The sequence below is a fragment of the Streptomyces durhamensis genome (genome assembly GCF_000725475.1).
Classification (GTDB): domain Bacteria; phylum Actinomycetota; class Actinomycetes; order Streptomycetales; family Streptomycetaceae; genus Streptomyces; species Streptomyces filipinensis.
Genome location: NZ_JNXR01000055.1, coordinates 1 through 17,522 on the forward strand (window position 1 = coordinate 1; position 17,522 = coordinate 17,522).

The window sequence follows — 17,522 nt, forward strand, 5'->3', positions numbered from 1 at the left end:
GCGCGTGGGCGTGGCCCTGGCTGCCGTAGCCGATGACCGCGACCTTGCGGCCCTGGATGATGGACAGGTCGGCGTCAGCGTCGTAGAACAGCTCGGCCATGGATCGAACTCCTTAGGGTGGTGGGTAAGGGGGTGTGGTGGGAAAGGGTGCGTGACGGGGGGCGCCGCCCGAGGTTCAGGCGCTCTGCGCGGTCCTTGCCACGCCCGAGGTGATGCGCAGTGTGCGGGTCTCGCGGACGCCTCGTTCCGTCAGGGAGCGGGAGCCGCGGCCGATGGCGATCGCGCCGGACTGCACCAGCTCCTTGATGCCGAACTGCGCCAGCATCCGCAGCATCGCGTCGAGCTTGTCACCGGCGCCGGTGGCCTCCAGGGTCACCGCCTCGGGGGCCACGTCGACGGTGCGGGCCCGGAACAGCTCGGCGATCTCCAGGACCTGGGAGCGGGTGGTGTTGTCGGCACGGACCTTCACGAGGACGAGCTCGCGCTGCACCGCGTCCGAGGCCGCCAGCTCGACGACCTTCAGGACGTTGACGAGCTTGTTGAGCTGCTTGGTGACCTGCTCCAGGGAGAGTTCGTCATCGACGCGGACGACGATCGTGACACGGGAGAGGTCCGGGTGCTCGGTGGTGCCCACGGCGAGCGAGTCGATGTTGAAGCCGCGGCGGGAGAACAGGGCGGCGATCCGGGCCAGGATGCCGGGGGTGTTCTCGACCAGGACGGAGAGCGTGTGCTGGGACATGTCGGAGGGTCCTCTCAGTCGTCCGCGGCGTCGCCGAAGTCGGGACGCACGTCACGGGCGGCCATGATGTCGTCGTTGGAAGTGCCGGCCGGGACCATCGGCCACACCATCGCGTCCTCGTGGACGATGAAGTCCACCACCACCGGACGGTCGGTGACCGAGTTGGCCTTGTCGATGACCACGTCCAGCTCGTCCGGGGACTCGCAGCGCAGCCCCACGCAGCCCATCGCCTCGGCGAGGAGGACGAAGTCCGGGACGCGCGTGCCCCGGTTGGCCGCGGAGCCGACGCCCCGGGTCGAGCCGGTCGCGGCGTTGGTCGCGCCGTCGTGCAGCACGGTGTTGGAGAACCGCGCACCGTAGAACAGGTTCTGCCACTGACGGACCATCCCGAGGGCACCGTTGTTGATGACGGCGACCTTGATCGGGATGTTGTTCAGCGCGCAGGTGACCAGCTCCTGGTTGGTCATCTGGAAGCAGCCGTCGCCGTCGATCGCCCACACCGTGCGGTCGGGCCGGCCGGCCTTGGCGCCCATCGCGGCCGGGACCGCGTAGCCCATCGTCCCGGCACCGCCGGAGTTGAACCAGGTGCCCGGCTCGTCGTGCGGCAGGAACTGCGCCGCCCACATCTGGTGCTGGCCGACCCCGGAGGCGAAGAGGGTGCCCTCGGGGGCGAGCCGGCCGATACGCTCGATGACCAGCTGCGGGGAGAGCGTGCCGTCGGCGGGCACGTCGTAACCGCGGGGGTAGGTCTCCCGCCAGCGGATCAGGTCCCGCCACCAGGCGCTGTAGTCACCGGCCGCGCCCTCCTCCCGCACGGCGGCCGCCAGCGCGTCGATCACCTCGCGGGCGTCGCCGACGATCGGCACGTCCGCGTACCGGTTCTTGGAGATCTCCGCCGGGTCGATGTCGGCGTGCACGACCTTGGCGTGCGGGGCGAAGGTGTCCAGCCTGCCGGTGACCCGGTCGTCGAAGCGGGCGCCGAGGGCGACGATCAGGTCCGCCTTCTGCAGGGCCGCCACGGCGGAGACGTCCCCGTGCATGCCGGGCATGCCCATGTGCTGCGGATGGCTGCCGGGGAAGGCGCCGAGAGCCATCAGCGTGGTGACCACGGGCACGCCGGTCAGTTCGGCGAGGTCGCGCAGTTCGGCGGTCGCCCCGGCCTTGAGAACGCCGCCGCCGACATACAGGACGGGACGTTCGGACGAGGTGATCAGCCGCGCCGCCTCGCGTATCTGCCGCGGGTGCGGGCGGGTCTTCGGACGGTAGCCGCGCAGGTTCGCCGTTCCGGGCCACACGAAGGTGGTCCGCGCCTGGAGGGCGTCCTTGGTGATGTCGACCAGGACCGGCCCGGGGCGGCCGGTCGAGGCCAGGTGGAAGGCCTCGGCGATCGTCCTCGGGATGTCCTCGGCGTCGGTGACCAGGAAGTTGTGCTTGGTGATCGGCATCGTGATGCCGACGATGTCCGCCTCCTGGAAGGCGTCCGTGCCGATCGCCTTCGACGACACCTGGCCCGTGATCGCCACGAGCGGTACGGAGTCCATGTGGGCGTCGGCGATCGGCGTCACCAGGTTCGTCGCGCCCGGTCCGGAGGTCGCGATGCAGACACCGACCTTCCCGGTGGCCTGCGCGTAGCCGGTGGCCGCGTGGCCGGCGCCCTGCTCGTGCCGGACCAGGACATGGCGGATCCGCGCCGAGTCCATCATCGGGTCGTACGCCGGGAGGATCGCACCGCCGGGAATCCCGAACACGGTGTCCGCGCCCGCCTCTTCCAGGGAGCGGATCAGGGACTGGGCGCCGGTCATGGTGTCGTCGGCGGCGCACATCCGTGGAAGGCGGGCCGCGGGGGCCTCTTGCACAGTGCTTGGCATGGTCGGATCCCTTGGTTCGTAGGGGTGGAGTGGTCTTGCGGGTGTGTCGGGTCAGATCGAGGTCCCTCCCGTCAGGAGCACGGGCGGGGCCGCGCGGACCAGCTCGGCGGCCTGTGGGCCGACGAGGCGGGTGATGGTCGCGCCGGTGGCGGTGAGTTCGCCGCGCACCGCCACCGCCGCCGCGTAGCCCCGGTCCACCGGAACGTCCAGCAGGGTCCAGCCGGACGGCGGGTAGGGGCCTTCCGGCCCGCCGGAGCCGACGTAGTCGAGGGACGGATCGCGTCCCAGTCCGGTGCCGAGGCCCTTGAGGTAGGCCTCCTTGCGGGTCCACAGCCGTGCCAGCGCGCGGGGCCGCAACGCCGGCGGGAGAGCGGCCAGTTCCTCTTGCTCGGCCACGTGCAGCATCGAGGCCAGTTCGGTGGTGGCCGTCTGGTCCGACACCAGGTCCACGTCCACGCCGATCGGCGCCGCGGCCGTACCGACGAGGGCGAGGTCGCCTCGGTGGGAGAGCGAGAAGAACAGGTCGTCGCGGCCCGCGCCGAGCACGGTGGGCCGGCCGTGCGGGCCGCCGCAGCAGGGACAGGTGTCCCGGCCGAAGTGGATCTCCTCGGGGCGAAGGCGCAGATACGCCCCGAGCAGTCGTCTCAGTGCGACGTGCGCGGCCGTGAACCGGGTGCGGTCGGCCGCGTGCATGAGGGCGGCAGCGCGCCGGCGCTCGGTCGCGTCGAGCACCGCCTCGTCCAGGATGCCGGCGGCGACATCCGAGACCCTCAGGAGCCAGAGGTCGAGTGAGCCGGGGGGTGGCAGCTCACGAGCGACCCACGGCAGGGTTCCTTCCACGGGGTCTCTCCTGTTCGTACTCGAAGGAGCCGACCGGGCGTCATGAACCACCGGGCGCGGCGGGCAGGTCGTGCCTGCTGCGCAGGGGCCCGATCAGCAGTAACAGGGGGCTGACCGCGAGACCGGCGGTCAGCAGCCACAACGTCGGCCGCAGTCCGAGCGCCGTGCCGAGCACGCCGCCGAGCAGGGAACCGAACGGAATGGCGCCGAAGTTCGCCACCGAGATGCAGGCCGTGATGCGGCCGAGCAGCTGGGGCGGACAGTACCGCTGGCGGAACGCGCCCTGGATCACATTGGCGAGTACCACACCGAGGGCGAGCAGGGCGCTGCCGGCCACGAGCGCGGCCAGCATCCAGCCCTTTCCCGCCATCGGGATCAGCAGGGAGAACGGGGCCGTGGCGGCGGTGGCCACCAGCAGCCCGCGTGCGGTGCCCCAGCGGGCGGTCACCCGCTTGGCACCGGCCGCGCCGAGGATCCCGCCGACGCTGCTGGAGGCCAGCAGCCAGCCGGTCGCGCCCTCCGGCACGCCGAGCTGACGGATCAAGAACACGGGCAGGATCGCCTGGTAGGCCGTCAGCAGCAGGTTGGTGACGGTGCCGTAGGCGGTCAGCACACGCAGGTACGGGTCACGCACGGTGTGCCTCAGGCCCTCGCGGATGTCCCGCCGCAGCGGGGTGCGCTCCCGAGAGGGCCCGGACCGGGGCTCCCGGCTGCGGATGCCGAGCAGGCACAGCGCCGAGAAGAGGAAGGTGCCGGCGTTGACCAGCAGGCCGGCGACCGCGCCGAAGCCCTGGGCGAGCAGACCGCCCCCGCCCAGGCCGGCGACCTGCGCGACCGACTCGCTGCCCTGCAGCTTGGCGTTGGCGTCCTGGAGCTGGTCCCGGTCCACGATGGAGGGTACGTACACCTTGTACGAGATCCCGAAGAACACCGCGGCCAGGCCGTTGAGGAGCGCCACGGCCAGCAGATGGGCCATGGTGAGCACACCGAGCCACGCGGCCACCGGCACGCTCGCGAGCAGCAGCGTCGAGGAGACGTTGCACACCAGCATCAGCGGGCGCCGCCGCATCCGGTCCACCCAGGCGCCGGCCGGCAGCCCGATCAGCAGCCAGGGCAGCCAGGGCGCGGCGGCCAGCACACTCACGCTGAGGGTGCTGGCGTTCAGGGTGACCACGGCGACCAGGGGCATGGCCACCGTGGTGATGTTGATGCCGACCCGGTTGGTGGTCTCGCCGAGCCACAGGAGACGGAAGTCGCGGAGCCGGGACAGGGGACGGCGGGACGGGGCGGGGGCCGGTGCCGTGACGGCGGTGACGTCCGCGCTCATGCCCGCACCGCCTGCCGTACGGCGTCGGCCAGCAGTTCCTCGGCGTCCGACCAGCGATCGCGGCGTACGGCGGCCTCGGCGCGGTGGGCGTCGAGCTGACGGTGCAGCGGCGGAAGCCCGTCGCTGCCCGGGCCGCCGCCGTGGACGCAGGCGGCGGCCACGCGGTCGGGGGCCAGGTCGGTGTCGAGGCCGGCCGTCTCCTCCAGGGAGCGGCCCGAGCCGAGCGCGGCCAGCACGGTCTCGCCGACCTTGTGGTGCGCGGCGCGGAACGGCATGCCGTCCGCGACCAGGCGCTCCGCGAGGTACGTCGCCGCGGTGAACCCCTCCCGGGCGCGCTCGGTCATGCGCTCGGGCCGCGGTTCGGTGCCGGCCACGACCAGCCGCAGCAGAGTCACCGCGTCGGTGGTGTCGCTCAGGCCCGGCCACAGGTGGCGCATGGCCTCGGTGCCGACGGCGATGGCGTTGGTGTAGCCGGCGGTGGTCATCGCCGAGGCCGCGCTCATGAAGGCGCCCAGGCTCGCGGTGGAGCGGCCCTGGATGTGTTCCAGCAGGAACGGGTTGCGCTTCTGCGGCATCATCGAGCTGGAGCCGACCAGTGTGTCGGCGACCTGGAGCAGCGCCGCCTCCTCCGCAGTCCACACGCTCAGGTCGCGGGCGACCCGGGCGAGGCTGACACCGAGCGTCGCGGACGCGGCCAGCAGGCTCAGCGCGAAGTCCCTGGAGGCCACCGCGTCCACGGAGTTGGTGGCGGCCCCGGTGAACCCCAGCAGCCGGGCGGTGCGTTCGGAGTCGACGGGGACGGACGTGCCGCCGATCGCGCCGGCACCCAGCGGGTTGACGTCCAGCTGCCGCCCCGCGTCGAGAAGATGGCCGTAGGCGCGCAGCACCGCGCCCGCGACGCCCGCCAGATAGTGGCCGTAGGTGATCGGCACGGCGGGCTGGCCGTGGGTGTACGCGGGCATGGTGACGTCCGCGTACCGGTCGGCCTGCGCGAGGAGTACGGCGGCGAGCCGGTCCACGGCGTCCAGCAGGCGGAGGTAGGGGGTGCGGGCCCTCAGGCGGGCGGTCGTGGCGTTGAGGTCGTTGCGGGAGCGGCCGGTGTGCAGGATGCCGCCGGTCTCGTCGCCCAGCCGCTCGATCAGCCAGCCCTCGTAGGCCAGGTACACCCCGCGCGGCATCGGCCGTCCGCGCACCGGGCCGAAGTCGGCGGCGCGCAGTTCCTCCACGGCCCGCAGCAGGGCGGCGGCCCGGGCGGGGTCCACGACCCCGCGCTCGGTGAGCATGACCAGGTGGGCGCGGTCCACCTGGCTGATGCGGCGCAGCTCGCCGCCCAGCGGATCCGCCGCGTCCTCGGACACGTACTGGTCGTAGACGATGGCGTGTGCCTCGGGATCCAGCGCCGAACTGAGCCGGCCGGTGTCGACGCCGTCGCGCGCGGGGGCGGTGGTCATGAGAGGTCCTCGGGGGTGAGAAGCGGCCGGTGCCCCCGGCACCCGCGGGGGCGCGGGGAAGGGGTGCCGGGGTGGTGCGGCGCGGCGGTCGCGCCCTCGCGGGTCCGTACGGCGCTCATGTCAGCGCCTCCTGCCGGTCCAGGGACGCGGGGGTGATCGCCCCCGTGAGGGCTGCCACGCCCCGGTCCGCGGCCTCGGCCGCTTCGGCCGGATGGTCCGCGACCGCGATGACGTGGCCGAGGCGGCCGCGGAAGTCGGCGGCGGGGCCGACCGGTTCGCCGGGGGCGCGGTAGAGCACCGTCTCGACGACCCCCGGGACGGCACCGGCGCGCGTCACGGTCTCGGTGAGGTCGGGGGCCAGGATGCCGTCGCGGTCGGTGGTCAGGAAGCGGATCGAGGCGCGGCCGTACAGCGCGCGCTCTGGGTGCGCGGCACGGCCCAGGGCGGCCAGGACCTGGGCCCGGACCAGGTCGATCCCGCAGGCCCGGCGGACCAGTTCCGGGATCATGCCGCCGGCCAGCCGCGGGTTGACCTCGATCACCTTGGCGACGGGACCGTCGAGACGCAGCTCCACATGGGCCGCGCCCCAGCCGAGGCCGAGCGCCGCCACGGCCCGCACCGCGGTCTGCCGCAGCTCGCGCTCCAGGTCGGCGGGGAGCGCCGCCGGCACGTCGTGGCCGACCTCGACGAACGCGGGCAGCGGGCCGACGTGCTTGGCGACGGTCACCACCGCCTCGGTGCCGAACACCTCGACGGAGAACTCGGCGCCGGTCAGGTACTCCTCGACCAGGATCCGGCCGGGGGTCGCCACCCCGCGCTCGTTCGTGGTGGCCGCCAGCAGGGCGCGCGCGTGCTCGGCGACCTCGTCGGGGTCCGAGCACAGCCGTACGCCCAGACTGCCGGAGCCCTGCACCGGTTTGACCACGACGGGCAGCCGGGTCGCGGCCGCCGACACCGCGGCGTCCGCCGTCGACACCACCGCGAAGCCCGGTACGCCCACGCCGGCGGCGGCGAGGACGCGGCGCTGCTCGGCCTTGTCCCGGCAGGCCCGCACCGCGTCCGCCGAGGGGCCGGGCAGGCGGAGTCGGGACGCCAGCGCGGCGGCGGCCGGGACGTAGTACTCGGAGCTGGTCAGCACACCGGCGACCGGGGCCTCGGCGGCCAGCCGGGTGGCCGCCTCCCACAGCCGGTCCGGGTCGGAGGTGTCGACGACGACGGTCCGCAGCCCGTCCTCGGCCGCGTACGGATAGCGGGCGGGGTCCGTGCTCAACAGGACGGGCGCCACACCGAGTTCCGCGGCCCGCCGGGCGAACAGCCGCCCGGTGCCGGTCGTGTTGGACTCCACCAGGAGCAGCAGCCGCCCGCTCATGACGTCATCTCCGGCATCATCACGTCGTCGAAGCCGCGTCGCGCCCACATCAGCCGGGACCAGACCGGCGGGGCGTCCAGCGGGTGCTCCACGGTGACCGGGCCGCCGCCGGGCGCGGGTGCGGGGGTGATGCCCTGCTCGCGCAGCCAGGCGTCGTTGTAGACGGTCGACTGGTAGCGGTAGCCCTCGTCGGGCAGCACCATCACGACCGTGCTGCCGGGGTTCTGCGCCGCCCACCAGGACGCCACCTGGAAGGACGCGCCGCTGGTCGGGCCCATGAACAGGCCGTGGCTGCGGTACAGCTCATGGGTCGCGTGGAAGGCCTCCGCGGCGGTCACCCAGTGCGCCTCGTCGTACGCCGAGTGCCGCACGTTGCCCGGGTGGATGCTGCTGCCCAGGCCGCGCAGGGTGCGCGGGGCGTCCGGGGTGCCGAAGATGATGCTGCCGTGGGTGTCGACGCCGACGAGGTGCAGCTGCGGGTTGCGGGGCCGCAGGGCACCGGCGAGACCGCCCGTCGAGCCGCCCGAACCGACCGGCCCCACCAGGCAGTCGACGGCGCCGACGGTGCCGTCGATCAGGTCGGCGACGATGCCGTAGGCCCCCGGGTTGTCGGGGTTGTCGTACTGTCCGGGGACGAACGCGTCGGGCCGCTGCCGGCACAGCTCGGCCACCCGGGCCAGCCGGGCGCCCTGGATGCCGCCGGGCTGGCCGGTGTGCTCGACGATCTCCACCGTCGTGCCGAGCATCTCCAGTCTGGTGCGCAGCTCCTGGTCGATGGCGGAGTCGCCGACGATGGTCAGCGGGTAGCCGCGCAGCCCGCACACCATGGCCAGGCCCAGCGCGAACGTGCCGGAGGACGTCTCGATGACCGGGGTGCCCGGGGTGAGCACCCCGGCGGCCTCGGCCCGGTCGATGATGTAGCGGGCGGGCAGCAGCTTCATCAGGCTGAAGGCGGTCGCGTAGAGGTTGTCGCCCACCTTGATGATCCGTGGCAGCTCGGTGGCCTCCACGATCGAGGAGTGAGCCTTGGGGAGGGTCGTCGTCGTCATGTCAGTCACCCGTTGTGTAGTTCCACTGCTCGTCGATACCGGTGTTCCGCAGGAGGTCCTGCGCCAGTGCGGTGCGCGTCTCGACCTCGGGGTCGTCCCGGTCGAAGAGGAGCCCCGCGATGTCCCCGCTGTGGGCCACCTGCACGCCCACCGCGCCCGAGGTCCGCGCGATGTCCCGGATCCGGTCGAAACCGGGGACCGGCAGATGCCGCTGGTTGATCTCCGCGCTCGCCGTCGCCACCGCGCCGAGCAGCGCGACGTCCTTCATCTGGATGGCGTCGCGCAGCATGTCCCGCAGCCGGGCGAACCGCTCGGTCTCGGCCCCGTCGTAGCGGGCCGGCGGGAGGGCCAGCGTGTCGACGCCCTTGCCCCGGTTGGAGGGCCGCGAGCCGAAGCCCAGGACGCGCAGGGGCGGCATCCGGTAGCCGAAGTCCTCGATGACGGTGCCCTCGCGCTGCGCGAACAGCACCGTGGAGTCCTCGAACATCAGCGAGTCGGAGGCGGTCTCCGCGCGTACCGCGAGCCGGGCCACCTCACGCGGCGGCAGGGGGTCGGCGAACGCGTCCTTCACGGCCCAGATGGCCGCCAGCACATCGCTGGTCGAGGAGCCGAAGCCCCGGCACAGCGGCACGTCGCCGGTCAGCTCCAGATGACCGCCGGCCACGCCGGCGCCGGCCGGGACGACGGCCCGCACGGCCAGTTCGGCCGCCCGTCGCGCCTTGCCCTTCCAGTCCGGCGACACGGTGACCCGGGTGCCGGACGCCGGTGTGAAGGTCGCCCGGGTGGTGTGAATGGTGCAGGGCAGCGTCACGAGTCCGCGCACGAGCCCGTCGCGGCCGGCGAAGACACCCTGCAGAATCTCGCCGTGATGGACGGGGGCCGAAGCTGCCCCGACACGCCAGTCGGAATGTTCCACCATGTCCTTGACCCTCTGTTGCCGGTGAAGCCGTGACCTGCGGACACCCTCACGCTACGGAGGCCGGAACCCGCCGTCCGGCGGCAAGAGCGGCAGGTTGTGGGCGGTTGGGGCACCTTCGCCCCCGGCACGCACACATGCCGCCGGGCACGCGGAAGTGCCCGGACCGCCGTGTCGGCAGGTCCGGGCACCTGGTGGCCGGTGTGGAGACCGCTAGCGGCGCACCCCCCGCAGCTGCTCGCCCAGCACCTTGCCGATCTGCCGCAGCGGCTCGGCTCCGGTCAGCTCCCAGTGCTCGCAGTCGACGTCGTACTCCTCGACGTGGCCGAGAACGTACGGCGCCCAGGCCTCGGCGCCGGTGGTCGCGGCCGGCGTGCGCAGGGCGTTGAAGAACACCGCGTGGCCGCCGAACCGCAGCTCCGGCACATACCGGTAGCGCATGTGCAGATGCGCGGCCGTGGCCTCGACGACCGCGGCGGCCTGGACCGGGTCCAGGGCGCCCAGGATCGGGTCCTCACGCCGCAGCACGTCGGCGAGTTCGGCCGGGTCGGGCGCCGAGCCGCCGCACCGGACGTCGAGTTCGGCGCCGCGGGTGCCGAGGAACGCGGTGAGGACCTCGTGTCCGTCGACGGCCGGGGCGGTGAAGCCGTCGGGCAGCGGGTAGGCGTCCAGGAGTCCGAGCAGGGCCACTTCCTCGCCGAGCGCCTCCAGCCGGGCCGCGATCGCGTGCGCCACGAGTCCGCCGAAGGACCAGCCGAGCAGGTGGTACGGCCCGTGCGGCTGGACGGAGCGGATCTCGGCCACATAGGTGTCGGCCATCTCCGCCATGCTCCCGGGCCGGAGCGCCGGATCGGTCAGCTCCCGTGCCTGCAGGCCGATCAGCGGCCGGTCGTCGAGATACTTGAGCAGTCCGGCATAGCACCAGCTCATCCCGGAGACCGGGTGCACACAGAACAGCGGCGGCTGGTCCGAGCCCGAAGCGGCCCGGATCGGCAGCAGCGTCTCCAACGGGTCCCCGCCCGCGTTCTCGGCGATGTGTTCGGCGAGCAGGGCGGGCGTCGGATGCTGGAACAGGTCCCGGATGGTGACCGGGGTGTCCCAGACCGCGCGGATGCGGCCGATGAGCCGGGTGGCGAGCAGGGAGTGCCCGCCCAGGTGGAAGAAGTGGTCGTCGATGGTGACCGAGGGGACCCCGAGCACGGCCGTGTACAGGCCGCACAGGATCTCCTCGGCGGGGGTGCGCGGCGCCCGCCCGCCGGTGGCCTCGGTGCGCGGCGGCTCGGGCAGCGCGCGCCGGTCCAGCTTGCCGTTCACGGTGAGCGGCAGCGCGTCGAGGGCGACGACGGCGGCGGGCACCATGTACTCGGGCAGGGCGGCGGCCGCGTGCCGGCGCAGCTCGGCCGGGTCCACCGGGTGCGCCTTCGCGTCGGCGGCCACCACATACGCCACCAGCCGCTTGTCGCCCGGCCGGTCCTCCCGGATCAGCACCGCGGCCTGGACGACCGACGGGTGCCGCAGCAGCGCCGACTCGATCTCGCCGGGCTCGATGCGGAACCCGCGCAGTTTGATCTGCTGGTCGGCCCGCCCCAGGTACTCCAGCGCGCCGTCCTGGCTCCAGCGGGCCAGGTCCCCGGTGCGGTACATCCGAGAGCCGGGCGCCCCGTGCGGGTCGGCCACGAACCGCTCGGCGCTCAGGCCCGGCCGGCCGATGTAGCCGTGGGCCAGGCCGTGACCCGCGACGTACAGCTCCCCGGGTACGCCCGGCGGCAGCAGCCGCAGGTTCTCGTCGAGGACGTAGGAGTGCTTGCCGGCGATGGGCCGGCCGATGGGGATGGCGGGCGCGGGCGCGGTGATGGCGTGGGCGGTGGTGAAGCCCATGCTCTCCGCCGGCCCGTAGCCGTTGACCAGGTGCAGGTGGGGGTGGTCGGCCAGGGCCTTGGCGGTGTGCGCCGGCGAGGCCGCCTCGCCGGCCGTCATGGCCTCGCGGACCTGGGCGAAGACGGCCGGGTGCTCGTCGAGCATGTGGTTGAACAGGCTCGCCGACATCTGCAGCGTGGTGATCTGGTGCTGTTCCACCAGCTCCGCGATCCGGTGCGGGTCGGTGTGCTGACCCGGTTGCAGCACGCACACCCCGCCGTGCAGCAGGGGCCCGAACACCTCCAGCGCGAACGCGTCCCACGACACGGGTGAGCTCTGCAGATAGGTCTGCTCGGGACCGAAGTTGAGGTAGTCCGGCCCGATGAAGGTGGCCGCCAGCGCCCGGTGCGAGGCCGCGACCCCCTTGGGCACCCCGGTCGAGCCCGAGGTGAACATGACGCACGCGGTGGCCTCCGGGTGCCCGCCGGTCTCCACGGCCGTACCCGGCAGGGCGCTGATCCCGGGCGCGTCCACGGTCAGGTCGATCAGCGGCGCGTCGGTGGGCAGTTCGATCAGGTGGCTCTGGGTGACCAGGGCCGACGGCCGGGTCTGGCCCAGCACGGTGGTCAGCCGCTCGGCAGGGAACTGCGGGTCCAGCACGGTGTATCCGGCGCCCGCCTTCAGCACCGCGAGGATCGCGGCGATCAGGTGCGGGGAGCGCTCCAGGTGCAGGGCGACCAGGCTGCCCGGGACGACCCCGCGCGCGGTGAGGTGCCGGGCCAGCCGGTTGGACCACGTGTCCAGCTCGGCGTAGGTCAGCCGCTGCTCCTCGTACACCAGCGCGAGCGAGTCCGGGGTACGGGCCGCCTGGCCGGAGAACAGCCCGTCGAGCCCGAGGGTCGGGGCCGGCGTGGGCGCACCGCTCCACTCCAGCACCCGCGCACGCTCGCCCCCGGAAAGCAGCTCCAGTTCGCTCACCGGCAGTTCGGGCGAGGCGGCGGCGGCCTCCAGCAGGCGTACGAGACGGTCGGCGGTCGCCTCGATGGTGCGGGCGTCGTACAGGTCGGTGGCGTACTCGACGGTGATGTCCAGGCCGCCCGGCTCGCCCGCCGCGTCCCGGTGCTCGGCGAACGCGAAGGTCAGGTCGAACTTCGCGACCGAGGCCGACGGGAACAGGAACTCTCCCTCCAGGGCGCCGATCCGGGGCGCCTCGGTGGCGGAGTCGCCGACGGTCAGCATGACCTGGAAGAGGGAGTGCCGGGCCGTGGTGCGCTCGGGGTTGAGGACCTCGACCAGCCGGTCGAAGGGCAGGTCCTGGTGGGCCCAGGCGGCCAGGTCGGTCTCCCGGACGCGCCCCAGCAGCTCCCGGAAGCTCGGGTCGCCGCTCAGGTCGTTGCGCAGCACGAGGGTGTTGACGAAGAAGCCGACGAGGTCGTCGAGCTTCTGGTCCGTGCGGCCGGCGACCGGGGAGCCGAGCGGGATGTCGTGCCCGGCACCCGAGCGCGAGAGCAGGGTCGACACGGCGGCCTGGGCGACCATGAACAGGGTCGCTCCGCTGTCCTGGGCCAGGGTGGTGAGCGCCCGGTGGAGCCGGGCGCCGCCGTGCACGGTGTGCGTGGTCCCCCGGTTGGAGGGCGTCGCCGGGCGGGCCCGGTCGGTCGGCAGGGTGGCCTCCTCCGGCAGCTCGGCCAGCGCCTGCTTCCAGTGGGCGAGCTGGCGCTCCTCGGCCTCCTCGATGAGCCGCTGCTGCCACAGCGCGTAGTCGGCGTACTGGACCGGCAGCGGCTCCCAGTCCGGCGCCCGCCCCTCGGCGCGGGCCGCGTAGGCGGTGGACAGGTCACGGAAGAGGGGCGCGTTGGACCAGCCGTCGGAGGCGATGTGATGGATCACCAGCGACAGCACGTGCGCCTGCTGGCCGATCCGGAACAGGCCTGCCCGGAAGGGGAGTTCACCGGCCAGGTCGAAGGTGCGGGCGGCCTCGGCGTGGAGCAGCCTGGCCAGGTCCCGCTCGCTGGTGTCGGCGAGCGGCAGCTCCACCGGCCCGCATGGCAGGACGTGCTGGTACGGGGTGTTCTCCTGCACGGGGTAGACGGTCCGCAGGCTCTCGTGCCGGGCCACCAGGTCGGTGAGCGCCTGGCGCAGGGCCTCCCGGTCGAGCTCACCGGTCAGCCGCAGGGCCATCGGGATGTTGTACGTCGCCGACGGGCCCTCCATCTGGTCCAGGAACCACAGCCGTTGCTGGGCCGAGGACAGCGGCACCCGCTCCGGGCGCTCCTGCGGTGCGAGGGCCGGCCGCCGGGTGTCACCGCTCGCCGCGGTGAGCCGCTCGGCGAGCAGGGCGACCGTCGGGTACTGGAACAGGTCCCGGATGGTGATCTCGGCGTCCCACACGGCACGGATGCGGCTGATGAGCCGGGTGGCGAGCAGCGAGTGGCCGCCCCGGCGGAAGAAGTGGTCGTCGATGGTGGCCGACGGCAGCCCGAGCACGGCCGCGAAGAGCCCGCACAGCACCTCCTCGGCAGGGGTGCGGGGAGCCCGCCCCGCGCTGTCCGTGCTCTGCCTGGGCGCGGGCAGCGCGCGCCGGTCGATCTTGCCGTTGGTGGTCAGCGGCAGCGCGTCGAGGACCACGAACGCCGACGGGACCATGTACTCGGGCAGGGCGGCGGAGACCTCCCGCTGCACCTCCTCCGCGTCCAGCTGTACGTCCTGCGCGGCGACCAGATAGGCGACGAGGCGCTTGTCGCCGGGCCGGTCCTCGCGGACGACCACCGTGGCCTGGGCGACGGAGGCGTGCGCGGTCAGCGCGCTCTCGATCTCGCCCGGTTCGATACGGAAGCCGCGGAGCTTGACCTGCTGGTCGGCGCGGCCGAGGTACTCCAGGGAGCCCTCGTGGTTCCAGCGGACCAGGTCGCCGGTGCGGTACATGCGCTCGCCGGAGGGGCCGTAGGGGTCCGCGACGAAACGCTCCGCCGTCATCCCCGGGCGGCGCAGATACCCCTGGGCGAGCCCCGCGCCCGCGATGTACAGCTCTCCCGGGGTCCCGGGCGGCACCAGCCGCAGCGCGGGGTCCAGGACGTAGAGGCGGTGGTTGTCGAGTGCCTCGCCGATCGGGACGGTGCCCGGGTAGTCGAAGGGGCGGCGGATCCGGTGGGTGGCCGCGAAGGTGGTGGTCTCGGTCGGGCCGTAGCCGTTGACGACGGTCGTCTGCGGGCAGTGCTCGTGGATACGGCGTACGGCCTCGGGCGGTACGACGTCGCCGCCCGCCCACACCTCGCGGACGCCGGCGAAGGCGTCGGGCGCCTCCTCCGCCATGACCCGGAACAGACCCGCGGTCAGCCACATGCCGGTGATGCCGTAGGTGTCGATCAGGTGCCGGTAGCCGGACGGGTCCAGGTGGCCGGGCGGTGCGACGACGAGGGTGCCGCCGTTGAGCCACGGCACCCATATCTCGTACGTCGACGCGTCGAACGCGGCCGGCGAGTGGAACAGCACCCGGCGGTGGTTGCCGCCCGCGTACCTGGTCTGGGCGGCCAGGTCGGCGACGTTGCGGTGGGTGACGGCGACGCCCTTCGGGACACCGGTCGAGCCCGAGGTGAACATGGCGTACACCGGCTCGTCGGGGTGTACGGCGGACACCGGTGCGGTGGCGGGCAGGCCCTCCGGGACCGAGACGCCGTCCAGGACGACGACCCGGGCCGAGGTCGCCGCGGCCACCGGGTGGTCGGCCATGGCCTCGTCGGTGAGCAGCACCGGGGCCGCGGTGTCACCGAGGATCTGTGCCAGACGGGTGTCCGGGTCGGTGGTGTTCAGCGGTGCGTAGACCGCGCCCGCCTTCACCACCGCCAGCAGCGCGGTGAGCAGCCCGGCCGAGCGTTCCATCAGGACGGCGACCACGTCACCGCGCCGGATACCCAGGTTGATCAGGTGGTGGGCGAGGCGGTTGGTGAGTTCGTCCAGCTCGCGGTAGCTGAAGTCCTGGTACTCGTCGACCAGCGCGACCGCGTCCGGGGTGCGGGCGGCCTGCGCGGAGAACAGCTCGGCCAGGCTCGCGTCGGGGGCCGCGGTGGCCGGGCCCGCCCACTCCTCCAGGAGCTGCCGGCGCTCGTGCTCGCCGAGCAGGTCGAGGACGGACAGCGGGGTGTCCGGCGAGGTCAGCACCGACTCCAGGAGCCGCCGCAGCCGGGCCATGAGGGCATCGATCGTGCGGGCCTCGTACAGGTCGGTGGCGTACTCGATGGTGATGTCCAGGCCCTGGGGCCGCCCGTCCCGGCTACGGTGCTCGGCGAACCCGAAGGTCAGGTCGAACTTGGCGATCTGCAGCTCGTTGTACTCGGTCCGGGCGTCCAGGCCCGGGAAGCCGACCGTGTCCGAGCCGGCCTCGCCGAGGGTGAGCATCACCTGGAACAGGGGGTGCCGGGACGCGGAGCGCTCCGGGTTGAGCACCTCCACCAGCCGGTCGAAGGGCAGGTCCTGGTGGTTCCAGGCGGCCAGGTCGGTCCTGCGCACCCGGTCGAGCAGCTCGCGGAAGCTCGGGTCGCCGCCCAGGTCGGTGCGCAGCACGAGGGTGTTGACGAAGAAGCCGACCAGACCGTCCAGCGCCTCGTCGATCCGCCCGGAGACCGGCGAGCCGAGCGGGATGTCGAGCCCGGCCCCGGAGCGGGACAGCACGGTCGCGACCGCCGCCTGCACGGCCATGAACAGCGTGGCCCCCGACTCCCGCGCCATATGGGTGAGTCCGGTGTGCAGGTCGGCCGGCAGGTGGTGGGTGCACAGACCGCCGCGGTAGGAGGCGGCGGCCGGGCGGGGCCGGTCGGCGGGGAGCGTGGCCTCCTCGGGAAGGTCCGCCAGCGCCTCCTGCCAGAAGGCGAGTTGCCGGGAACCGGCGCTGTCCGGGTCGTCGGCCTCACCGAGGAGCTCCTGCTGCCACAGTGTGTAGTCGGCGTACTGCACCGGCAGCGGCTCCCAGTCGGGCGCCAGCCCCTGGGCGCGCGCCCCGTAGGCGGCGGCCAGGTCGGCGAGCAGCGGGCCGGTCGAACCGCCGTCGGTGACGATGTGGTGCATCACCACCAGCAGCACGTGCTCCCGCTCGCCGAGCGTGATCAGCCGCGCCCGCAGCGGCAGGTCCACCGAGAGGTGGAAGACCTGCGCCGACTCCTCGGCGAGCACCGCGGCCAGCGTCTCGCCGGTCGCCGGCACCACCGGCAGCTCGAACTCCACCTCCTGCTCGGTGAGGATGTGCTGGTACGGCGTCCCGTTGTGGTCCGGGAAGAGCGTCCGCAGGCTCTCGTGCCGGCCGATCACATCGGTGATCGCCGACTTCAGCGCTCCGCGGTCGAGTTCACCGGTCAGCCGGACGGCCAGCGGGATGTTGTAGGTCGTCGAGGGGCCCTCCATCTGCGCGATGAACCACAGACGCTGCTGGGCGAAGGACAAGGGGATCACTTGGTCGCTCCCATCCGGCGCATCGGCCGCAGTTTGGGCCTAGCGGCCTCGGCGCCGTCGAGCTTCTCGACGAGCGTTGCCACGATCGGGTTTTCGAAGAGGGTCGCCACGGAGACCTCGACCCCCAGCACGGTGCGGATCCGGCCCACGAGCCGGGTGGCGAGCAGGGAGTGCCCGCCGAGGTGGAAGAAGTGGTCGTCGATGGTGACCGAGGGCAGGCCGAGGATCTCGGCGAAGAGCCCGCACAGCACCTCTTCCTTGGGCGTGCGGGGCGCACGCCCGGAGGCGGTGTCCTCGGCGGCCGCCGGCGCGGGCAGGGCCTTGCGGTCCACCTTGCCGTTCCCGGTCAGCGGGATCGCGTCCAGCAGCATCAGCGCCGACGGCACCATGTACTCCGGCAGCAGCCCCGCCGTCCGCTGCCGCACGTCCTCGACGTCGACGGCCGCGCCGTCCTGTGCCGTGAGGTAGGCGACGAGGCGTTTGTCGCCGGGGCGGTCCTCGCGGACGGTGACGACGGCCTGGCCGACGGCCGGGTGCCCCGCCAGCACGCTCTCGATCTCGCCCGGTTCGATGCGGAAGCCGCGCAGCTTGACCTGCTGGTCGGCCCGGCCGAGGTATTCGAGGGAGCCCTGCTTGTTCCAGCGGACCAGGTCACCCGAGCGGT

The 17,522-nt window shown here is 73.2% G+C and carries 11 protein-coding genes; all 11 read right to left on the bottom strand.

Features of this window, described 5'->3' with window-relative positions; genetic code table 11:
• Positions 1-100, bottom strand: a 100-nt coding sequence (locus tag IO33_RS53920) for a hypothetical protein (protein ID WP_134655277.1), incomplete at its 3' end; no start/stop codon positions are given.
• A gap of 75 nt (positions 101-175) precedes the next feature.
• Entirely contained in the window at positions 176-739 is a 564-nt protein-coding gene (gene ilvN, locus IO33_RS0141240) for an acetolactate synthase small subunit (protein WP_051927298.1), read from the bottom strand.
• 14 nt (positions 740-753) lie between these two features.
• Positions 754-2,562, bottom strand: a complete 1,809-nt coding sequence (locus tag IO33_RS0141245; protein ID WP_245236061.1) for an acetolactate synthase large subunit — start codon at positions 2,560-2,562, stop codon at positions 754-756.
• A 96-nt stretch (positions 2,563-2,658) separates the two neighbouring features.
• Positions 2,659-3,447 (bottom strand): 4'-phosphopantetheinyl transferase family protein, encoded by a 789-nt coding sequence (locus IO33_RS0141250; RefSeq protein WP_063765863.1) that lies wholly within the window; start codon positions 3,445-3,447, stop codon positions 2,659-2,661.
• A gap of 40 nt (positions 3,448-3,487) precedes the next feature.
• The gene (locus IO33_RS0141255) at positions 3,488-4,774 is read right to left on the bottom strand and encodes an MFS transporter (protein WP_051927299.1); all 1,287 of its coding nucleotides are present in this window, start codon (positions 4,772-4,774) and stop codon (positions 3,488-3,490) included.
• Positions 4,771-6,225 (bottom strand): argininosuccinate lyase, encoded by a 1,455-nt coding sequence (locus IO33_RS0141260; protein WP_051927300.1) that lies wholly within the window; start codon positions 6,223-6,225, stop codon positions 4,771-4,773. Before IO33_RS0141260 ends, IO33_RS0141255 begins: the two co-directional genes overlap by 4 nt.
• Before the next feature lie 115 nt (positions 6,226-6,340).
• Complete coding sequence (locus tag IO33_RS0141265; protein ID WP_031174237.1) at positions 6,341-7,594, bottom strand: ATP-grasp domain-containing protein; 1,254 nt, start codon at positions 7,592-7,594, stop codon at positions 6,341-6,343.
• Positions 7,591-8,643 (bottom strand): PLP-dependent cysteine synthase family protein, encoded by a 1,053-nt coding sequence (locus tag IO33_RS0141270; protein WP_191878643.1) that lies wholly within the window; start codon positions 8,641-8,643, stop codon positions 7,591-7,593. The genes IO33_RS0141265 and IO33_RS0141270 overlap by 4 nt, the downstream gene beginning before the upstream one ends.
• 1 nt (position 8,644) lies before the next feature.
• Positions 8,645-9,562 (bottom strand): GHMP family kinase ATP-binding protein, encoded by a 918-nt coding sequence (locus IO33_RS0141275; RefSeq protein WP_031174239.1) that lies wholly within the window; start codon positions 9,560-9,562, stop codon positions 8,645-8,647.
• A 210-nt stretch (positions 9,563-9,772) separates the two neighbouring features.
• The gene (locus IO33_RS45205; protein WP_051927301.1) at positions 9,773-16,858 is read right to left on the bottom strand and encodes an amino acid adenylation domain-containing protein; all 7,086 of its coding nucleotides are present in this window, start codon (positions 16,856-16,858) and stop codon (positions 9,773-9,775) included.
• Positions 16,855-17,522 (bottom strand): phosphopantetheine-binding protein (locus IO33_RS46400; protein ID WP_051927302.1); only part of this gene is annotated, 668 nt, incomplete at its 5' end. The genes IO33_RS46400 and IO33_RS45205, both read right to left, overlap by 4 nt.

Bases quoted from the DNA above. Each gene is read 5' to 3' on its own strand.
- IO33_RS0141265 (WP_031174237.1), bottom strand. From the start codon at position 7,594: ATGAGCGGGCGGCTGCTGCTCCTGGTGGAGTCCAACACGACCGGCACC.
- IO33_RS0141245 (WP_245236061.1), bottom strand. From the start codon at position 2,562: ATGTGCGCCGCCGACGACACCATGACCGGCGCCCAGTCCCTGATCCGC.
- IO33_RS0141270 (WP_191878643.1), bottom strand. From the start codon at position 8,643: ATGACGACGACGACCCTCCCCAAGGCTCACTCCTCGATCGTGGAGGCC.
- IO33_RS0141260 (WP_051927300.1), bottom strand. From the start codon at position 6,225: ATGACCACCGCCCCCGCGCGCGACGGCGTCGACACCGGCCGGCTCAGT.
- ilvN (WP_051927298.1), bottom strand. From the start codon at position 739: ATGTCCCAGCACACGCTCTCCGTCCTGGTCGAGAACACCCCCGGCATC.
- IO33_RS0141275 (WP_031174239.1), bottom strand. From the start codon at position 9,562: ATGGTGGAACATTCCGACTGGCGTGTCGGGGCAGCTTCGGCCCCCGTC.
- IO33_RS0141255 (WP_051927299.1), bottom strand. From the start codon at position 4,774: ATGAGCGCGGACGTCACCGCCGTCACGGCACCGGCCCCCGCCCCGTCC.